This window comes from Glutamicibacter sp. NPDC088483 (assembly GCF_044753145.1).
Lineage (GTDB): Bacteria > Actinomycetota > Actinomycetes > Actinomycetales > Micrococcaceae > Glutamicibacter.
The window spans coordinates 297,790-317,781 of sequence record NZ_JBIVMP010000004.1 but is presented as its reverse complement, the minus strand read 5'-3'; the positions used below and the strand labels follow the sequence as shown (position 1 = coordinate 317,781).

General features: G+C 60.1%; 18 protein-coding genes. 6 read left to right on the top strand and 12 right to left on the bottom strand.

Translation table 11 applies throughout. The features are described from left to right. Nucleotides 1-67: 67 nt before the first annotated feature. The 12 genes from ACIP6G_RS10550 to ACIP6G_RS10495 all read right to left on the bottom strand — a co-directional run bounded on the left by ACIP6G_RS10550 (nt 68) and on the right by ACIP6G_RS10495 (nt 12,198). On the bottom strand, nt 68-2,050 hold the full coding sequence (locus tag ACIP6G_RS10550) for a flavin-containing monooxygenase (RefSeq protein ID WP_400289922.1): 1,983 nt from the start codon (nt 2,048-2,050) through the stop codon (nt 68-70). Beyond that, nucleotides 2,047-2,886: an ABC transporter ATP-binding protein gene (locus ACIP6G_RS10545; RefSeq protein WP_134779139.1), complete on the bottom strand. Its 840-nt coding sequence runs from the start codon at nt 2,884-2,886 to the stop codon at nt 2,047-2,049. The genes ACIP6G_RS10550 and ACIP6G_RS10545 overlap by 4 nt, the downstream gene beginning before the upstream one ends. Next, complete coding sequence (locus ACIP6G_RS10540; RefSeq protein WP_134779138.1) at nt 2,879-3,649, bottom strand: ABC transporter permease; 771 nt, start codon at nt 3,647-3,649, stop codon at nt 2,879-2,881. The genes ACIP6G_RS10545 and ACIP6G_RS10540 overlap by 8 nt, the downstream gene beginning before the upstream one ends. After that, on the bottom strand, nt 3,646-4,446 hold the full coding sequence (locus ACIP6G_RS10535) for an ABC transporter permease (RefSeq protein ID WP_223261411.1): 801 nt from the start codon (nt 4,444-4,446) through the stop codon (nt 3,646-3,648). The genes ACIP6G_RS10540 and ACIP6G_RS10535 overlap by 4 nt, the downstream gene beginning before the upstream one ends. A gap of 132 nt (nt 4,447-4,578) precedes the next feature. Then, a complete protein-coding gene (locus ACIP6G_RS10530; protein ID WP_189638338.1) occupies nt 4,579-5,574 on the bottom strand; it encodes an ABC transporter substrate-binding protein in 996 nt (331 codons plus the stop codon). Nucleotides 5,575-5,666: 92 nt separating this feature from the next. Continuing rightward, nucleotides 5,667-7,331 carry a bifunctional 3-(3-hydroxy-phenyl)propionate/3-hydroxycinnamic acid hydroxylase gene (locus ACIP6G_RS10525; protein ID WP_134779136.1) on the bottom strand — a complete coding sequence of 555 codons (1,665 nt, stop codon included), beginning with the start codon at nt 7,329-7,331 and terminating at the stop codon, nt 5,667-5,669. Then, a complete protein-coding gene (locus tag ACIP6G_RS10520) occupies nt 7,328-8,074 on the bottom strand; it encodes an HpcH/HpaI aldolase/citrate lyase family protein (protein ID WP_134779135.1) in 747 nt (248 codons plus the stop codon). The genes ACIP6G_RS10525 and ACIP6G_RS10520 overlap by 4 nt, the downstream gene beginning before the upstream one ends. Beyond that, entirely contained in the window at nt 8,071-8,523 is a 453-nt protein-coding gene (locus ACIP6G_RS10515) for a nuclear transport factor 2 family protein (RefSeq protein WP_134779134.1), read from the bottom strand. Before ACIP6G_RS10515 ends, ACIP6G_RS10520 begins: the two co-directional genes overlap by 4 nt. Then, the gene (locus ACIP6G_RS10510; protein ID WP_134779133.1) at nt 8,516-9,316 is read right to left on the bottom strand and encodes a 2-keto-4-pentenoate hydratase; all 801 of its coding nucleotides are present in this window, start codon (nt 9,314-9,316) and stop codon (nt 8,516-8,518) included. The genes ACIP6G_RS10515 and ACIP6G_RS10510 overlap by 8 nt, the downstream gene beginning before the upstream one ends. Before the next feature lie 2 nt (nt 9,317-9,318). Then, the gene (locus tag ACIP6G_RS10505) at nt 9,319-10,173 is read right to left on the bottom strand and encodes an alpha/beta fold hydrolase (protein WP_134779132.1); all 855 of its coding nucleotides are present in this window, start codon (nt 10,171-10,173) and stop codon (nt 9,319-9,321) included. Between the two features lie 8 nt (nt 10,174-10,181). After that, entirely contained in the window at nt 10,182-11,126 is a 945-nt protein-coding gene (locus tag ACIP6G_RS10500) for a 3-carboxyethylcatechol 2,3-dioxygenase (protein ID WP_134779131.1), read from the bottom strand. A gap of 361 nt (nt 11,127-11,487) precedes the next feature. Continuing rightward, on the bottom strand, nt 11,488-12,198 hold the full coding sequence (locus ACIP6G_RS10495) for a GntR family transcriptional regulator (RefSeq protein WP_189638337.1): 711 nt from the start codon (nt 12,196-12,198) through the stop codon (nt 11,488-11,490). Nucleotides 12,199-12,336: 138 nt separating this feature from the next. Here ACIP6G_RS10495 and ACIP6G_RS10490 point away from each other — a divergent pair, with 138 nt between their 5' ends. From ACIP6G_RS10490 to ACIP6G_RS10465, 6 genes are all read left to right on the top strand, one after another. Beyond that, nucleotides 12,337-14,319: an NAD(P)/FAD-dependent oxidoreductase gene (locus tag ACIP6G_RS10490; protein WP_134779129.1), complete on the top strand. Its 1,983-nt coding sequence runs from the start codon at nt 12,337-12,339 to the stop codon at nt 14,317-14,319. Nucleotides 14,320-14,321: 2 nt separating this feature from the next. Next, nucleotides 14,322-15,692: a carboxylesterase family protein gene (locus tag ACIP6G_RS10485; protein WP_400289913.1), complete on the top strand. Its 1,371-nt coding sequence runs from the start codon at nt 14,322-14,324 to the stop codon at nt 15,690-15,692. Between the two features lie 145 nt (nt 15,693-15,837). After that, a complete protein-coding gene (locus ACIP6G_RS10480) occupies nt 15,838-16,722 on the top strand; it encodes a VOC family protein (RefSeq protein ID WP_134779127.1) in 885 nt (294 codons plus the stop codon). 31 nt (nt 16,723-16,753) lie between these two features. Next, nucleotides 16,754-17,644, top strand: coding sequence for a fumarylacetoacetate hydrolase family protein (locus tag ACIP6G_RS10475; RefSeq protein WP_400289910.1), 891 nt, complete (start codon nt 16,754-16,756; stop codon nt 17,642-17,644). Between the two features lie 52 nt (nt 17,645-17,696). Beyond that, nucleotides 17,697-19,325, top strand: coding sequence for an FAD-dependent monooxygenase (locus ACIP6G_RS10470; protein WP_400289907.1), 1,629 nt, complete (start codon nt 17,697-17,699; stop codon nt 19,323-19,325). Then, nucleotides 19,318-19,989, top strand: a complete 672-nt coding sequence (locus ACIP6G_RS10465; protein WP_400289904.1) for a GntR family transcriptional regulator — start codon at nt 19,318-19,320, stop codon at nt 19,987-19,989. The genes ACIP6G_RS10470 and ACIP6G_RS10465 overlap by 8 nt, the downstream gene beginning before the upstream one ends. Nucleotides 19,990-19,992: the final 3 nt, after the last annotated feature.

Genomic DNA, 19,992 nt, shown 5'->3' with positions numbered 1-19,992 from the left:
CGAGACTACATGTACGCGGAAGCAAAATTGCTCGCTCCCGCGTACATGTAGTAAATACTTGCCCTATTCAGTTAAGATATTCATATTCATCGGCAAGCACGTTTTCAGTGGCTTCCCAATATTCGATATTCGTAAACGGCCAGACCTGGGAAACCCTCCCCTTGCGGTTCTGGTACCAGGTGCGGACATAGGGCTGTCCCCATGCCATCTGCCGGTTCTCCGCATCCACCCAAGCGGTGAAACGGTCCAGCGCCGCCTGGGTTACGTCCAAGGCCTTCGCATCACGCTTGAGCACTTCGTGGACTGCCTTCAGAGCGTATTCGCTGGCTCGTTCCAGCATGAAGTGCAGGCTGCCGGCAACTACGCCGCCAACATTGGGTCCATAAACCATGAAGAAGTTCGGGAATCCTGGCACGGTGACGCCGTTATGTGCCCGGGCATCGCCCTGCCAGTAGTCATGAATTCTGGTGCCTTCACGACCCACAATTTCAATTCCGTCGAGGTAATCCGACGGCTTGAAACCGGTTGCGTAGATGACGATATCAACCTCGTGGTTGGTGCCATCTGCCGTGACAATACCGTTCTCGGTGAACTCGCTGATGGGTGAGACCTCTAGGGTGGCGTGTTCTGCGGTGAGTGCTTTCGCCCAAACTCCGTTATCACGCAACATTCGCTTGGCGCCTGGCGGGTAACTCGGAATAGCATGCTTGAGCAGTTCAGGATGACCCGCGAATTGTTTGCTCAGCATCCCGATGAGTTCTTCACGAACCTGATGGTTTTTGTGCGAAACGCTCAATGGTGCCTGAGACCAGTTTTCCTCGGCGCGCACCGTGTGGAACCGACCTTGGATACCCAGCACCGTGGTCCACAAGCGGAACCACTGTGCATAGCATGGCACCTTGCGAACCAGCCAGGCGAAGGTATCGCTGACTTCTGCATGGTAGGTCGGCGCTGGAAGCATCCATGGAGCGTTGCGCTGGAAAACAACAAGTTCGGCGACCTCTTCATAGATAGCCGGAACAATTTGGTAGGCGCTCGCGCCGGTACCGATCACTGCGACCTTCTTGCCGCGCCAATCAACATTCACGTCCCACTCTTGGGAGTGCATCTGGATTCCGGTGAATTTCCCCTGGCCCGGGAATTCCGGAACGTTTGGAATATCCAGCTGCCCCGAGGCACTAATCACGGCGTTGAAATGCCGAACTTCGGTTTCCTGTCCCTGCTTGGAAATGGCGGTTTCCCACACACCGGCAGCTTCATCCCAAGTAGCGCTGATCAGCTTGGCACCGTACTCGATCTTCTGCGACAGGCCAGCCTTCTCGGCCACCGTTTGCAGGTAGCTGCGGACCTCTTCGCCCTGTGCAAACTGGTGCGGCCAATCGGCCTTCTGCGCAAAGGAATAAGAGTAGCCAAAGGTAGGGGTGTCAAGACGCACTCCAGGATACTTATTCTTCTGCCAGGTCCCGCCTAAGCGATCACTGGCTTCAATGATTTCAAAAGGAACGCCAGCCTGCGCGAAACGGTGTGCTGCTGCGATACCGGCAACGCCGGAACCCACGATCAAGGCTTTGAAAGTCCTACCTGCTGGTACGACATCTTCATAGCACCATGTCGGTGCGCCGCTATTTTCCGGCGTCAAACCCAGCTCATGTTTGAGCATGTTGTTCCACTCGGAATGCCCGTTGCTCAAGAAACCGAGAATGTCCTCAGCAGCTTCAGCGTCCAAACGCGGGGTGGCAGTAATCTGCTGATCGCGTAGCGCGATGAGCCCCGACAAAGCAACCGCTTTGGCTTTTTCTACAGCCTCGGCGCTCATCCCACCGTGGGGGTGGTTCTTGGTATCCACCGGGGTCAACGGCGGGCGCAGCTCTTCGGCAAGGATTTTGGTGTTTCCAGTGGCTGCAGCCAAAGCTGCCAGAAGCGCTGGCAGGTCAGCTTGATCCACTAGCTGCGCGAGCTGTTCATCGTTCTCGGTAATTGGCTCATAGCATTCCTGCCAGAACAGGTCATCCACTGCAATTTCCAAGGTATCAATACTGTTTTCGCTCATGCCCTTACTTCCTCGCGCCGCGGCACATCTGAGTTGCCTTCGGTGTTGGTCTTAGCGCGCTGCACCTGCTCGTATACCTCGGAGCGAAGTTCACCGAAGCGTGTTTCGCTGCGAGTCAGCAACTGGTTGCGCTCTGCCGGCAGATCGATCTCGATATCGTTCTGGATGACAGTTGGCGAGCTGGAAAGCACGAGGACTCGGTCAGCCAAGTAGACGGACTCGTCAATATCGTGGGTGACGAACAGGATCGTCATATTGTGCTGCTTCCAGATCCGGCGCACCAGATCTTCCAGCTCGGCTCTGGTCTGAGCGTCAACTGCCGCAAATGGTTCATCCATCAGCAAAACGCTTGGCTGCGCAGCCACCGCACGGGCAATTGCCACGCGCTGCTGCATACCGCCAGATAGCTGCCAAGGGTATTTCTTGCCGGCCTTGTCCAGACCAACCGATTCCAAGGCATCCTGCACACGTGCGGCGCGTTCGGCTTTGGAAACACCGCTGGTTTTCAATGGCAGATCTACGTTGGCTTCGACGGTCATCCATGGGAAGAGGCTGCGGCCGTACTCCTGGAAGACCACTGCCATGCCCTTGGCCGGGCCGTTGACCGGACGGCCATCGAGAACCACGTTTCCGGCCGTAGCGTTCATCAGACCAGCAATGCACTTGAGCAAAGTAGTCTTACCGCTGCCCGATGGGCCTACCAGGCAAACGAATTCGCCCTCGTGCAGGTCGAAGGTCAACGAGCGGACCGCTTCAAATTCCTTGCCGGAGGACAGCTTGTAGATCTTCTGGACCTGGCTGACTTCAAGCCGAACATTGCGTTGTTGATTAGTCATTTTCGTTTTCCTTTAATCCTTCGTACCAAGCAAGAGTGCGTCGTTGAATCCACTGGAAGACTGCCGAGAGGACAACACCGATGAGACCGAGCAGGAATACACCGCTCCACATTTCGGGAATCGCAATACGGTTCTGGAAGTTGATGGTCCAGTGTCCGATGCCATCGGTTGAAGCGAACATTTCTGAAACCACCATGAGAATCAGGGCCACTGCCAGGCTCTGGCGGATACCTGCCATGATCTGCGGTGACGCCCCGGGCAGCACCAGGTAGCGCATGCGATCCCACTTCTTCATCTGCATCATCTGCGAGGTATTTTTCAGAACCTCATCCAGGGAAGTCACGCCGGCCACGGTGTTCAGCAGAATCGGCCAGACACAACTGAGCACGATCAGCGTGATCTTCATGGTGTCGTTGATGCCGATCAGCAACAACAGCACTGGAATGAGGATCGTGGATGGTACTGCGCGGATGAATTCAAAGAGCGGTTCCAGCAACCACCGCAGCCAGCGTACCGAACCGACCAGGATACCCAGCAGGATCCCCACAACAATCGAGATTCCCAGGCCGGTCAGCAGTCGGTAAAGGCTCGGGATGACATCCGAGAAGAATCGTTCGGTAAACCAAATGCTCACGAACTTGTCTAAGAGATCAAGCGGTTCAGGAATGAAGAAGTTGGAGTTGAAAGAGGTATAAATGAACCACGCTGCAACCAGAATAATTGGCAGGCCTAGGAGATATCCGGTCTTCTTGAGCAATGTCATAGCGATGTTCCTCCTCGAACGCTTTCATGCCAGAACAGGGTCTTGCGTTCAATGAATCGCATGAGCATGTTGATTGCGATGCCCAGCAATCCACTGGTGATGATCAGTGCATAGATTGCCGGAGCAGATCCATTAATCTGCGCAAAGGCTACTTCTTGTCCCAACCCCGGAGTGCCCACGATCAGCTCCACGCTGATGGCGAGGATTAGCGCGATAGTCGCAGAAAGCCGCAGGCCAGTCATCAAGAACGGCAGCAGGGTCGGGAAAATCAGGTACCGCACGCGCTGCATGAAATTCATGCCCAAGGTGCGGGCGGTATCGACAGCGACCTTGTCGAGGTCGGAAATTCCGTAGAAGACCTGAATCAGCACTACCCAGAAGCAGGCGTAGATGATGATCATCAGCTCTGTACCGATACGAGGTCCGAAAAGAAGAGCCGCGATAGGGATCAGGGCCACCGCAGGAATCGGACGGAAGAACTCCACCGTCGAGTGCGTTGCCTTGACCAGGAACTTGCTGGAACCGATGATGATGCCGAAGATGATTCCAAGCACCGTGGAGATCACCACGCCGAGAATCCAGGCCTTCATGGTGTTGCCGACGGCTACCCAGAAATCTGCATAGGCGAAGTTCATCACGAAGCGTTCCAGCACCACGGTGGGCGGCGGCATGTGGGTCGGATTGACCAATTCCAAGGTGGAAGCGGCCTGCCAGATGGCGAGGAAAACGATGATCCCCAAGGCGCCCAAGGTTACTGGGCCAATCGTTTGCAACGAAGCATGTCGGCGCTTTGGCATGCTCTTTACTCTGCGTGCTGTAGTCGCAGGAATCGCTGGATTACTCATGAGCTCCAGCCCCCTTTCAAATTTCGCTTTCGGTATCGAACGGCGAGCGCCTGCCCGGCAGGCGCTCGCCAAACAGCTTTGGCGCTACTTGGCCCAAACCGTTTTTTCGATATCCGGACGCTCGTCAACCAGGCTGTACTTCTTCATCAAGTCCGCGAACTGATTCAACGCATCCACGTTCAGTTCGGCATCCCATTCGATGAAGTCGGTCTTGGCAGCGGCTTCTTCAGAGGTGCCAAGTACTTGCGGGAGCAGGCCGCGAACCTCGTCCTGGTGTTCTTCTGCGTAGCTCAGGGTCTTATCCAGTGCCGCATTGAAGCCGTTCACCAGCTCCGGATCCTTCTCGGCCAGCGCACCGCTGGAGACAATCACCAGTTCCGCACCTCCCAGCTTCGACTCGTTGATGAAGTCGCTGATGACGCTGCCGCCGCTAGCAACGATCTGCTGCATGAATGGCGGACCTGCCATGCCTGCATCGATCTCGCCGCTTTCCAGCTGTGCGGCAACTTCGTTGAAGCCAAGCTGAACGAAGTTCACCTTGCTTGGATCTCCGCCATCCAGTGCGATTGCTTCGCGGATGCCGATGTCGCCGATGCTGCCCAGCGCGTTGATGGAAACGGTCTTGCCTTCCAGATCCTTGGCACTTGTGATGTCCGACTTAGGACCAACCAGCACTGCAACGGAGTCTTCAACAATGTCTGGACGGTTCTTCGCGTAACCGGCGACGATCTTCACGTCCAGGCCCTTGGTGGTGGCAACCAGTGGGGTAGTTGGACTGGCCAGCATGAATTCAAGGCTGCCTGAGGTCAGCGATGGAAGCTGAGCGGCACTTCCCTGCCCCAAAAGCAGTTCGAGGTCGATGCCCTCCTCTTCGAAGTAGCCCTTGTTGACGCCCAGCTGGATTGCGCCAACTGCCGAGGATGGGAACAAGCCGATGGTGGCCTTGGTCAGGCCTGAAGAGGAGCTTGAGCCGGTGCTGGAGTCGGTGCCGCCGGAGATCGATCCCTGGGCGCAACCGGTCAGGGCCAGTGCTGCGATGAGGGCTGCTGCGGAAAGCTTGCGAGTGGTTTTGAGGTTCATGAGAGTTCTTTCTTTCATGGATGATCTTGCATAATCGGTCATCGAACAGCTCGACGCCGCGTGCTGGCGGAGTCGTGCGGCATGCCCGCGTCCTAGCTGGCTGCGCTGATGTCAGCGGCCAGCGCTTTCGCAGGCGAGATGCTGGCCTTTTCGAGCAGCTGAGTCAGGATCTGCTCAAGATCCTGTGCCAGCGATTCGGCCGCAACAACGTGATCTGGCCGTACAATGACGGCCGAAACTGGACGCTTGTGGAACCATTCCTTGAGTACTCCGGCAGGGTCCCCCAATACCTGGACCCCCGGCGAAACGTGCTTCTCGGCCCACGGCAGCTGTGCGCTAGGAACCACCTGCACCAGGGTTGCGCCCAGTGCTTCGAAGCGGCGCCGGGTTTCCTCGCTCAAGAACTTCGACGGGTCGTTATTCCACGAGTAGATCCTCCAGCCCAACTCGGTTGCATCATCCAGCAGCACTTCGCGACGCTGTGCATCGGTAACCTTTGGCTGCGGGAAGAGCATCCCTGTGATGGACTTTGCGCCCTCTTCCACCGGTACCGACTTGGAATCCTTCCAGGTATCGTGCACCACCACGCCTCGGGTGTACTTGGGCATCGGCTTGAAGCCCTGGCCCGAAACATAGGACTTCAGCTTTGGCAGATGCTCAATGACCGCCGCGGTCGCATCGCGTACCGCCGAGGTGACCTTGCTTCGGTTGGTGACCACCTTGGACATCCCCACCGACAGTTCCACCATGGCCTTGACGTGGTCGCGGCGCTCGACGGCGTAGGTATCAAGCAGCTTCTCATCTGCCAGGCCACGGGTGACAGCATGCAGCTTCCAGCCCAGGTTCATGGCATCGCGGATGCATGAGTTCCAGCCCTGGCCGGCAACTACCGGCATGACGTGGCCGGCATCGCCGGCCAGCAGCACGCGTCCCTTGCGGAAGCTCTCGGCAATGCGCGCGTGGTGCGCGTACACGCGGCGACGGATGATATCCAGGCTCGATGGATCTTCGACGTGGTCCTTGAGCAGCTTGTGCAAGAATGCCTCGCTGTTCACGAGCTCGTCGCTCTCATCTTCCAGGAGCATGAACTCCCAGCGGCGAATGCCATGCGGCAGGCTCAGGGTTGCGTAGCCGCGTGCCGGGTCTCCGCCGAAGACTGCGTGCGGGGTGCCCAGCGGATCATTGGCCACATCGATCACCAGTCCGCGCTGGGCGCGGGTGGTGCCTGGGAAGCCGATCCCCAGCTTCTTGCGGGTGAAGGATGCGCCGCCTTCGCAGCCCACCACATAGTCGGCGCGGATGGTGCGTTCGGCGCCCGCCGGACCCACAGTCACGGTCACGCCGCCAGCGTCCTGCACCAGGTCCAGCGCCTCGGCGCCGAAGATCACCTCGACGCTCTCGAAGCGACGGGCCCCGTCCAGCAGCACTTGGTCAACCAGCGGCTGCACGAAGCCGTTGCGGCGCGGCCAACCGAATTCACGGGTAGTGGGGTTGATCCCTGCGATCACCTTGCCGGTGCCGTTGACAATGCGCACCTGCTGATCTGGCACCGTATGGACCAGTACCTCATCTACCAGGCCCAAGGTCTGCATCGCACGCAGAGACTCGTCGTCAATTCCCACCGCGCGCGGGTAGTCGATCAGCGCGTCGCGGGCCTCGATGAGAATGGTGCGCACGCCCTTCATCCCCAACAGGTTCGCCAGGGTCAGGCCGGTTGGCCCGGCGCCGATGATCAGGACTTCAGTTTGCTCGCTCATGCTTTGTCCTCCAGTGCCGCGAGTGAAACCCGTGCTTGTTTTCCGACGTATAAAAGGTCAATTCCCAGACCGGCAAAGGCCAGCTCATGGATGCGCATCTGCTTCAGGGCAAACGCCGCATCGCTGCAGTACAGGCCCAGCCCGATCCCTGCATCCTTGGTGATCGCGGCCAGTTCCCCAACCGCTTCGGCGACCGGACCGTCTTCCCAGTCCGCGCCACCGCCCAGCCCGTAGGTCACTGCCAAATCGGAGGGACCCACATAGAGGGATGCGATGCCGGGTACCGCAGCGATCTGCGCTGCTGCACTGACGCCCGCCGCCGATTCGATCTGCGCCACGGCTGCTACCGCTGCGTTTCCTGCGTCGCAGTAGTTTTCGCCCGGGTACAGATTCGGACGGCTTGGCCCCAGGCTTCGCCCGCCCAGGGGCGGGTACTTCACCGCGTGCACCAGCGCTTGGGCCTGTTCCACGGTTTCAACGGTGGGAGCCACGATGCCGCGGGCGCCGCTGTCCAGCAGCCGGCCGATTGCCCCCGAGTCGATGCTTGCCACGCGTGCGTAGACCCACGGATTGCCCCGCGGGATCGCACGCAACAGGTTGCAGGCCTGGTCCAGCCCGATCTCCCCATGCTGCAGGTCGATCATGACCCCGTCATAGCCGGCGTTCAGCGCACTCTCGATCACTGCCATGGAAGGAAGCGCTACGTGCAGCAGCACCGGAGAGGCACCGGATGCGCGACTCATTTTTCGCCACCTGCGGCTACCTTGGCCGCATGCTTTGCAGCGTTTTCGGCACCGAAGACCGGGACGATTTCACGACGCTGGATCAGCCACTTGCCCTCAACATTGACGTATTCCTCTTGGAATTCGCCCACGCTGGCCGGGTGCAGCGGATCTGGCTGGCTGTCGCGGAAGGTCATGTAATAGGTGGTGCTCTTCAGCACGCCATCCTCGAAGTAGACCCGGGTGCCGCCGGAGAAGTGGCGGACGATCCCCGCGTTGATCTTGCTGCGGCGTTCTCCCCAGGCCTTGATCGTTTCGCGGCCTTCCATCACACCCATCGGCCCTACCGAAAGGCCGTCCTCAGCATAGAGCTCATGCAGCTTGTCTGCGTGCCCGTGATCAAGGCGCCAGTGGAATTCGGAAACCAGGGCCAGGATTTCGTTGCGGATTTCAGCGGTTAACTCAGCCATTGCGGGCCTCCTTGGTGACCAGGGTTGCGCTGACTTCGCCGAAACCGTGGGAGTACTTGGCGGTATAGGTAACGTCTTCGTCCCAGTCCATGATCAGGCCCAGCGAACCAGAGAGCAGGATTTCGCCGGCACGCAGTGGCTTGCCGACGCGGATGGAGGTTTCGGCCAGCCACGCGATTGCGTTGATCGGGCCCTGCAGGACGTTGCGCCCCACGCCGCGGGTGATTTCTTCATCTCCGCGGTACAGCACCATTTCAACTTCGTCGAGGTTGACCTCATCCAGGGACTTGTGCACGTTGCCTACCACCAGCCCTTCGCAGGCGGCATTGTCTGCCACGGTGTCCAGGATGCTCATGCGGTAGTTGTGGTACCGGCAATCGACCAGCTCGATAGCCGGAACCACGTAGTCGATGGCTGCCTTGATGCTGTCCATATCGGCTTCGAGAATGTCGCTCTTGAGCACGAAGGCCAGCTCTGCTTCGATCTTGGGGCGGATGAAGGCCGAGCGCGGACGGTCAACCGGGCTCTGGAAGACCATGTCATCCAGGACGATGCCGTAGTCCGGCTGGTTTACTCCGGCTCGTTCCTGCACCATCGGGTTGGTGAGCCCTACCTTGCGGCCGACTCGGCGCAGGTTGAATTCTTCTTCGCGGCGCTGGGTGTTCAATTCCGAGATTGCATAGGCGGCATCCAGATCGCCCTCGGCCAGCTCGTGGCGGATGAAGTCGATGGAGGTTAGCGTCGTGCGTGCCTCGTAGAGGTCATCGGCCAGCTTCTGAATAAGTTCGGACATGTTCAGGCCTTCCTGGCTAGAAAATCGATGGCTGTCGCATTGAATTTCTCGGGGTCTTCCCATTGCGGCCAATGCGCCGCGTTTTCAATAACCAGCAGCTCGCCATCTGGAAGATGCGATGCCAGCTCATGTCCCGTATCCACTCCGCCGGTTGGCTCGTGGTCGGTCCAGACCAGCAAGGTTGGAACCGCTACTGCTGCGAAGTCCTCTTCGGTAACTCGGTTGCGGAACCGGATTTCAGGATCCTGCAAGGCCAGGATGTGCCCGATGGAGGTGCCGAATCCCTCGCGGGAGTAGACGGCCTGGCGCATTCGCACCAGCTCATCGGAGATCAGATCCGCATCGTGAATCACTACCTGCAGTCGCGCCTTGACGTTCTCGAAGGTTGGATTGTCCACCGCGTCGCGGGTGACCGAGCGTCCCTTGCTCATCGCCGGCTTGCCAACGATGCGGCCGCCCGGTGCGCTGAGGATCAGCGTGCGGACCCGGTCTGCATGCTTCTGCGCGAACTTCAGCGCGACCCATCCGCCCAGGGATTCGCCGCACAAGTGCGCGCGTTCCAGCCCGAGCACATCGAGCAGGCCAAGCAGATGCTCCTCATAGTCCGCGATTTCCAGGTCGACTTCTGCCAAGCTGGAGAAGCCATGTCCCGGGTAGTCGTAGGCGACTACGCGGTGGTTCTGCGCCAGCACGCGGATGTTATGCGTGAATGCTTCGAGGTGGCCGCTGGTTCCAGCCAGCAGGATAATGGTTTCTTCGCCCGCGCCTACCGTGAGAACGCGGGTGTTCCACTTGCCCACCTGAACGTATTCCAAGGTATGGGGCAGGTCACCGATGGCCTGCCACATTGTGCTCATATCCGTGCTCACGCGGCACCGTCCGTGATTGCTGCGACGACGCCGAAGCCTGCGCCCCAGGTTTCCACTGGCCAGTACTTGTCCACGGTGAAGCTGTAGCTTCCCTGCGTTGCCAGCGCGGCGAAGGCGGCGATCCAGGTACGCACTTCATGTGCGCCGCTGCCGCCTTCGCTTCCAAACCATTCATTGGTCCAGGAGTCCACTGCCGAGAGGTCGCCGCTGCGCAGCACGTCGAGCACTTCGTTATCCCATGCTTCGTTCAGTGGCTGGGTCTGCGCCTTGCCTTCGGCGAACTTACGGATGTTGGCGAGCATGGTCGATTCCTTGACCTCACGCTGTTCCGGAGTCATCTCCTGGCGGATCAAGCGGGCGCGAACTTCATCAGGAACGTCATCCCATACCGGGATTGGCGGGTTGTGCGACAAACCGCCCGACGCGAACAGCAGCACCTTCTTGTCCAGCTTCTTAGCTGCACGGCCTAGCGCCTCGCCCAGCAAGCGAACACGGTTCATCGGGGTCAGGGGCAAGCCGACGGAGTTCACGAAGATTGGCACGAATGGGTTGGTGAAGCCGTGGCCGTAAACGAATTCCAGTGGCTGCAGCACGCCGTGGTCCACCAGCAGGTTTTCCGAACGAGCAATGTCGATGCCGTCTTCAAGGATCAGCTTGTGCAGTTCGCGGGCAGTCTCGCTGTCTACCGGAAGCGGGCCAGCGGCCGTTCCCCAGTCGCCTACCCCGTCGGCCTGCGCGCCGACGCAGAAGGGAGGCATCATTTCATACATCACGCCGTTGAAGTGGTCTGGGCCCAGGGCGATGGTGATGTCCGGCGCGAAGTCCTCGACGAATTTGCGCACGCCTTCAATGGCCTCATTGATCTCGGCGAAGATCGTTCCGCCCGGATCAACATTCCCAAACGACGGTGCGTGGGACATGGCAGCAACTGCAAGTGTCATTTCGTTTCCCTCAGAGATTATTGGATCGATCCCCATCGCCTGCTTCAGCTAAATGTGATCTAGATCATTACTTCTAGAACTTAGATTCTAGAGTCTTGGATCACATTAAGCTAGTGCGGTCTGCGAAAGAATTTAAAGACGCCAAAAATTTCCCACCCCTGAGATCTCGGGGATCATGAGAAAAACTTGGCCTACTTTAATGAGAAAAATATTTTTTATGCAGGTCAGCAACACCTGAAGCGCAAGCCCGCTAGAGGTCCTCATGCAGAACTTCCGCCGATGCCTGTAGGGCTAACGACGTTAAATGGAAATCGGGCGCCTCCCCATAGGGGAGGCGCCCGAAAATGCGGCAACTAGCGCGCTACTTCAGCGCTTTCACATGCGGCAGGCAGGCCAGGCCTACCTCGCCGCCATTCTTCACCGCGCTGAGCGTGGTCTCGTAATGCGCCCGCAAAAGCTTGCCTGCCAAATCAGCGTCACGATCCAGCGCCGCATTCAAGATGTCGCGGTGCTCCTTATCCAGGTCGCGCTTGGCATCACGCGTTGCCGGGCCGGCCCAGCGGCCGTAGAGCTGAATGAGATCCGAGAGGGTGCGGGTCATTTCGGTCAGCAGCGGAACGCCGCAAGCCTCGACGAGCTTGTCATGGAAGCGCTGATGAGCATGATTCCACTGAACCGTATGGTTATCCGGATCCTCGGGATTTCGGCGCGGGGTTCGCTCCAGGGTGTGGTGCGCGGCCATGAGCTCGCTCTCCCATTCCAGCGGGGCGCGCTCAAATCCCATGGACACCGCGAGCTGTTCGTTGACACAGCGCATTTCCACAATGTCGCTGAGGTCTGCCAGGGAAAGCTCCGGAACGAAGAATCCCTTGTTGGGACGCAGGGTGACGAGCTTGTCACCCACCAGCCGGGTGAGCGCCTCGCGGATGACGGTGCTTGAGGTCTCGTAATATTCCGAAAGGTGCGTCAACTGCAGACGAGCGCCCGGTTCCCAGCGCCCATCAAGGATATCTGTGCGCAGAGTATCGCGGATGTGCTTGGACATCGTCTCTGAATCGGTACGTTTCGCCATGACGTAAATCATACCAAAGTCCGCAAAGAATACATTTTTAGTTGACTTATGCATAACGCAGAGGTGACACTGGTTACATCACGCGCCTTACCTGACTCTGTCGAGCAAGGCCCGAAAAGACTTGCAAGGAGTAAAACCATGAGCGAATCACTGATCGAGACCACCGCTGGCCAACAGGTTGATGACCTGTACTGGCGAGATAATTACTCGCCAATCACCCACAGCGATGAGCAGCTACGCCAGCTAGTTTCCAGCACCGAGTTGCCACCACTGATGGTGGCCCTGGCTGCTGCCACCGGCGATTACTCGATCCTGCGTGATGAGCTCCGTCCACCACAGCCACCAGTTGACACCGTTGGCCAGCCACACGGCGGCATGGACGCTGCGGCTCAGGAAGCAGCCCGCGAGCTAGCTTTCGAAGCACTACGCAAGATCCGCGACGAGAAGATCACCTCCGTGGACACCCTTAGCGACGAGCAGGCCACCGTGATCCTGGACTGGATCACCAACCAGGCCACCTCCGATTACCACGAGATGCTCAAGCACGATATGTCGCTGGTTCCTCAGGTCTCCGGCGCACCAGAATTCACCAAGGCCCAAGTTGCCCCAGAGCGTGACTTCACCGTTGCAGTCATCGGTTCCGGCGTCGCCGGCATGGCCTCGGCCTACCGCCTGAAGCAGGCCGGTCTGGATTACACCGTCTTTGAAAAGGGCCACGAAGTCGGCGGCACCTGGTGGAAGAACACCTACCCAGGCGTCCGCCTGGATACCCCTAACTACGCTTACTCCTTCTCCTTCGCGCAGCGCGATGACTGGCCACAGCAGTTCTCCGAAGGCGCCGAAATCCACAAGTACACCCGCGACGTGGCAGAACGCGGCGGCATCACCGAGAACATCCAGATGGGCACCGAAGTGCTGTCTGCGACCTGGGATGAAGAAGATGGCCGCTGGGTGCTGTCCATGATCGTGGACGGCGGCGAAGTGGAAGAACGCCGCTTCAACGCGGTACTTTCGGCAGTAGGCCAGCTGGACCGCCCGAAGTTCCCAGATACCCCGGGCCGGGATAAGTTCGCTGGCGTGCAGGTACACTCGGCCGAATGGAAGCCGGGCATTGAGCTTGCCGGCAAGAAGGTTGCGGTCATCGGTTCCGGCGCCAGCGCCTACCAGATCGTGCCAGCCATCGTTGATGAGGTTGCCGAGCTGAAGGTCTTCCAGCGCTCCTCCCCATGGATGCTCCCTACCCCGTTCTACTACGAGAACATGCCAGAGTCGGTCACCTACCTCGTTGAGCATCTGCCACAGTACGGTCAGTGGCTGCGCTTTTGGCAGCACTGGCTGGGTGTCGAGGGCCGCCAGCACACCACCGCCGCGGATCCTAACTGGACCAAGGAAGGTTCGGTCTCTGAGATCAACGAGCGCGTGCGCACCCAGCTGACCGAGATGTTCAAGGAACAGTACGCCGACCGCCCGGACCTGCTGGAAAAGGTCACCCCGGATTACATCGTGGGCGGCAAGCGCATGCTGCGCGATAACGGCGTCTGGGCTGCCAGCCTGAAGAAGCCGCAGACCACCCTGGTCACCGAGGGCCTGAGCGAAATGACCGAGGCCGGCATCATCGACGGCGAGGGCAACCTGCACGAACTCGATGTCATCATCTACGCCACCGGCTTCCAGGCTTCCGAGTTCTTGGAACCGCTGCGTATCACCGGCCGCGACGGCAAGGATCTGCACGAGTACTGGGGCGGCAACGCCACCGCATACGCCGGTGCTACCGTGCCAGGCTTCCCGAACCTGTTCATCGTTTCCGGCCCTAACACCGGTCACGTGGTCAACGGTTCCCTGTTCTCGATGATCGAGTACGGCCTGACCTACATCCTCGATGCACTGAATATCGTGCTGGAAAAGGATCTGAAGGCACTGGATCTGAAGCAGGATGTGCTCGATAAGTTCGTTGCGGACATCGACGCCGCCAACCAGCTCAAGGCCTGGGGCCACCCAGATGTGCACACCTGGTACAAGAATAAGTTCGGTCGCGTCTCGCAGATCTGGCCTTACCCAATCGTTGAGTACTGGAACATCACCCGTGCGGTGGATGCTTCGCAGTACACGGAAATCCGCTGAATATGAGCGTTTACAGCTACGCTACGCGCGGCGCCACTCGCTTTGAGAAGCTCAGGGCCGTGCCCGGGCTTCTTCAAGCGCAGCCGGCAATTTTCCCGCAGACCCCCGGCTCCCTGGACTGGCTGTTAGGTCCTGCCCTGCAGGAGCTGCCCCAGTCCGAAGACGCCTTCCAGGTTGCGGTCTTTGCTCCGCAGGATGCCAAGGACCTGCCGGTCATGGTCTTCCTGCCCGGTGGCGGCTTCGTTTCCGGGGCCGGCACCGTGCGCTGGTATGACGCGCAGAATTTCGCCGAAACGCAGAACTGCGTCGTGGTCATGGTCAACTACCGGGTCGGCCTGCTGGGGCACAACCAGCAGGTTGGCGGCGGAAATACGCCACCTGAGGAACTGCTTTTGGCCCTTGAATGGGTGCAGCGAAATATTGCCGAACTCGGTGGCGATCCGCAGCAGATCACCCTGGCAGGTCAGTCCGCAGGTGCCTTCTGGGCCTTCGCGTTAGCCCAGCTTGAGGCAGCCCGCGGCTTGTTCAACCGGCTCTATGTTGGCTCGCTGTCCTTCCAGCCGCCGATGAATGATGCTCAGGCGCAGGAACGCAATGCGGTGATTGCACAAGCACTTGATGGCGCTTCCTTGGCCGAAGCGAGCACCGAGCAGCTGCTGGCTGCCGGTGGCGCGCTGGCCAAGGCCTGGGCCGGTCGCGGCCTGGGCCTCTACCCGAGCGCCGACGAGGCTGTTCCGGCGGATCTTTTCGATACCGCGCAGGCAGCTAAACGCCTGCATGTGGAGCAGCTCTTGCTGACCTACACCGGCGATGAGGCAAATGCCTTCATTGGCATGGCACCCGAGCAGGCGTTCAGCCTCGATAGCGTGCGTGGATTTATTGCCGGCAACTTCAACGAACCGCAGGCCGTCTTCGAGGCACTAGTTGCGCAGGAGCCGCAGGCGACAGCTAAGTCGCTGATGGTTCGGGCGATGAGCCTGCACCAGATTCAGCTCTATGCAGCGGAATTGGCCGATGCGGCAGCAACTGCCGGCATCCAGGTGCAGCTCCTAGGCTTCGAGGTTCGCTCTCCGTTGCCTAACGCGGGTTCGGCGCACTGCTTTGAGTTGCCGTTCCTCTTCGATAACCGTGAGCGCTGGCAGGATGCGCCAATGCTCTTTGGCATCAGCCAGGAGCTCTTCTCCACGACAGCGAAGGTTCTGGGCGACACGCTGGGGTCATTTATTCATCATGGCCTGGCCACCACCGGCACCAGGCAGGCTCTTCCAGTGCATCAGGCCGGCAACAAGTCGCTGAACACACTGGATGAAACAGGTCTAGTCAAGCGCGAAATTCCGCGTCAACTCAGCACCCAGCGACCGGTTTTGGTCTAGTCTTTGCGCGCCCACCCAAGCGGCCCGGCAGGTCCGCTTGGGTGGGCGCGCAAATCTTTTTTCAAAAAGACTAGACAATCTAACTTAATGTAAATAATCTAATTATCTAGATCACAATATTTTGTAGCTTCAGGAAGGATCCACCATGGCTTGGGGATTAATTAGGGAAATGGGCCACGTGTCCATCCAGACCAATGACATCGAAGGGTCCATCTTCGACGCTACGCAGCTGCTCGGCCTGCGCGTTACCGAACGCACCGACAATGAGGTCTACCTCGCAGCTAACTCCGTGCACCATGAACTGACCTATGTAGAGTCCGAGGTCAACGGCATCCACTCGCTCGGCCTCATCGCCCAGAACGGCGACGCACTGCGCGAAATCCGCAAGCGTGTAGCCAACGAAAACTTCAAGATCGTCTCCGAAACCCCGGTCTCCGCCGGTGTGCAGGACGGTTTCTCGTTCATCGGCCCAGAAGGCTGGATCTTCGAGGTCTACACCGGCATGCAGTCCAACGACCGCGGCCTGCTCTCCTTCGGTCCGGACCGCTACGGCCACATCAACTTCCACCCGCGCGATGTGCGCGGCATGATGGAATTCCTGCGTCGCATCTTCGACTTCCGCCTCTCGGATGTCATTGGCGATGACTTCGCCTACTTCATGCGCTGCAATCCGGATCACCACGGCATCGCGCTGATCAAGGGCCAGGGCACCTTCCACCACCACGCCTGGCAGGTCCAGTCCATCGGCGACCTGGCAAAGCTCGGCGACCGCCTGGGCGCAGCCGGCCGTGAACTGATCTGGGGTCCGGTCCGCCACGGCGCCGGCCACAATATCGCAGCCTACTACGTCGAAACCTCCGGCGCAGTCGTCGAGCTCTACACAGACCTAGAGCAGATCTACGACGATCAGCGCGACCCAATTATCTGGGGCGAGGACGAAAACTGGTGGAACATGTGGTCCAACCGCCGCACCGAGGACTTCCGCACCTTCGGCATCCCAACGGTCACCGAACTGAAGACTTTTATCTAACTTAGAACTTTTTTCGAAAGGCAACATCACCATGCAGTACGTATCATTCAAGGCAGCAAACGGCACCGAGACCTGGGGCGTGTCCATCGACGGCACCGTCCACGACCTGGGCCCAACCGGCAAGAACCTGGCAGCCGACACCCGCGACGCCATCGAAAAGGGCATCTTCGGCACCGAACTGGACCTCACCGGTGCACCAACCGTCGCAGAAGCTGAGATCGAATTCCTGCCATCGGTCACCAACCCGGGCAAGATCATCTGCATCGGCGTGAACTACCTGGCCCACCAGGAAGAGTCGGGCAAGACCGGCCAGACCGCGCCAACCGTCTTCACCCGCTTCGCCGATTCGCAGATGGGCCACCTGGCTCCTGCCGTGAAGCCTACCTCCACCACCAAGTTCGACTACGAAGGCGAAATGGCCCTGGTCATCTCCAAGGATGCCTTCCACGTGGAGAAGGAAGACTCCTGGGATTACATCGCCGGCTACGCCTGCTACAACGACTTCTCGGTCCGCGACTGGCAGAAGGCTGCGAGCCAGTGGATCCCGGGCAAGAACTTCCCGGGCACCGGCGGCTTCGGCCCATACCTGGTTCCAGCAGCTGACCTGGGCGACATCACCACCGCGGTACTCGAAACCCGTGTCAACGGTGAAGTACGCCAGAACGCCCCGGTTTCCAACCTGGTCTTCGACATCCCAACCCTGATCAACTACGTCACCGGCTTCACCAAGCTGAGCGCTGGCGATGTCATCGTCACCGGCACCCCGGGCGGCGTTGGCCTGTTCTACGGTCCAGAGGGCCTGATCAACCACGGCGACGTGGTTGAAGTTGAGATCACCGGCCTGGGCATCCTGCGCAACATCGTCGCCGATGAGGCATCGCTGAACGCTGCGGCAGAAGCCACCGCCGGCGCAACCGCATAACCGCGTACCCACGCAGCAAGAAGCACGTTTAGCAAGAAGGAAGTAGCGGGCAGTGGCACAGTCTCATGAAATCGACGTTTTGGTCATCGGCTCGGGCCCAACCGGCCTGACCGCGGCGAGCCTCCTGGCCGATTCCGGCCTGCAGGTTGCATTGATCGAAAAGAACCCGGGCAGCGGCGATGAGCCGCGCGCCATCAGCGCCACCGATGAAACCCTGCGCGTCATGGCGCATCTGGGGATCATGGATGAGCTGGGTCCGCAGATGCTCATGGACACCGGTGCCCGCTACTTCGGCCTGGGCGGCAAGGTCATTGCCGATGTCCGCCCCGGCGCACCCCGCCTAGGCCAGCCCGGCAAGAGCCAGTTCGACCAGCCAATCATGGAGGGCCTGCTCTACGAGGCCGCCACGCTGCGCCAGAACCTGGACCTGCACTACGCCACCGCGGCCACCAGGATCCAGCAGTTCTCCGATCACGTGATCGTGCACGCCACCCGCACCGGCGAAGCCACCACCGGCTTCAACGGCGCCAAGGCGGCCGACACCGGCCAGGACCCCTACGCGGCGCTTGAAGGCGAAGAAACCGCCCTGGAGTTCAAGGCCAAATGGGTGCTTGCCTGCGATGGCGGACGTTCCTTCGCGCGCCGCGAACTGGGCATCGGCCTGCAGGGATCCACCCAAACCGAACGCTGGATCGTGGTGGACCTGCTGGACGTGCCGGGCAACCCAGAGCCTTTCGCTTCCTTCCACTGCAACGGGCAGCGCCCGGCCGTAGTGGTCCCCGGGGTGGACGGCCGCCGCCGCTACGAATTCATGCTCTTCGACCACGAAGACGGCGACGCGATGATCACTCCCGAATCCATCGCCGCATTGGTGGCGCCCTTCCAGGACACCGAGGTGGTCACCGTGCGCCGCGCCGCGGTCTACACCGCGCACCAGCGCATTGCCGACACCTACCGCAAGGACCGCGTTCTGCTGGCCGGCGACGCCGCGCACCTGATGCCGCCCTTCGCCGGACAGGGCCTGAACGCAGGCATCCGCGACGCCGCAGGGGCCGCCTGGCGCCTGGCCGCGGTCATCAAGGGCGAGGCCGACGAGTCGCTCATCGACGACTACGAGACCGAACGCCGCCCGCATGCCGCGGAAATGGTCAAGCTCTCCAAGCGCATCGGCTGGGTAGTGATGAACACCAACCCGGTCATCACCCGGGTCCGCGATGCCGTGGTGACCGGAACCCGCATCATCCCGCCGCTGAACCGCTGGCTGACCGGCATGTGCTTCCTCAAGCAGCCCCACTACACCACCGGCACCGTGGCTGCGCCGCTTCCCGGCGTGCCGCAACTGGCCCAGAACTTTGTTGGCCGCATGCTTCCGCAGCCGGACCTGGACGTCAACGGGGCCATCGTGAAGCTCGATGAGCTGCTGTCAGCCGGGTGGAACACCATTGAGGTGGCCGCCGGAGCACAACTGGTCTTCACCAACCAGGATGGCGACAGCGTGACGGCCAAGGACCTCCACCGGGTCTTCGATACCGCCACCGGCACCGTGCTGCTGGTGCGCCCCGACTACTATGTAGCAGGCATTGCACCAGCTCGCGAGGCCGATGCGCTGCTGGAGGCGCTGAGCGCCAAGGCCACCGTGCTACGCACCTTCGGCGCAGCCAAGCAAGGGACCCGTGGCTAGGCCAGCAGAAGCAGCCCTGTCCGGGATCCGTGAAGCCATCCTCGATGGCGCGTGGATGCCCGGCAAGCGTCTGGCTCCCCCGCATCTGGCGCAGCGCTTTTCCACCAGCACCACCGTCATCCGCGAATCCCTCACCCGGCTTTCCGGCGAGGGCCTGGTGGCGGCGATCCCCAACCGCGGGTTCTTCGTGCCGGAACTGAACCTGCAGCAGCTGCAGGACCAGACCGAGCTGCGCTGTGTCACCGAGGAGCTGGCGGTCAAGCTGGCCATTACCCGCGGGGATCTGGAGTGGGAGTCGGCGCTGATTGCCGCGCACTACAAGCTCTCCAAGGCGCCCCGACGCCAGGAGGACCAGCCCGAGCAGTTCACCCCCGAATGGGGCAAGGCGCACCGCGATTTCCACCAGCTGCTGCTGGCCCCTTGCGCCTGCCCGCAAATCCTCGAGCTTTCGGCCAACTTGGCCAACTCCACGCTGCTCTACCGGCGTTGGGCGGCCGCCTCCCAGGGTGCCACGCACCGAAATGTGGAGGCCGAGCATGAGGCCCTGCTGCAGGCGGCGCTTGATCGTGATGCGCCTGCCTTGGCTGTGCGCCTGCGTACCCACTATGAGGCTTCAGCCAAGATTATTCTGGATGCTGGTCTGCTCAAGCTGGATATCTTCTAGCGC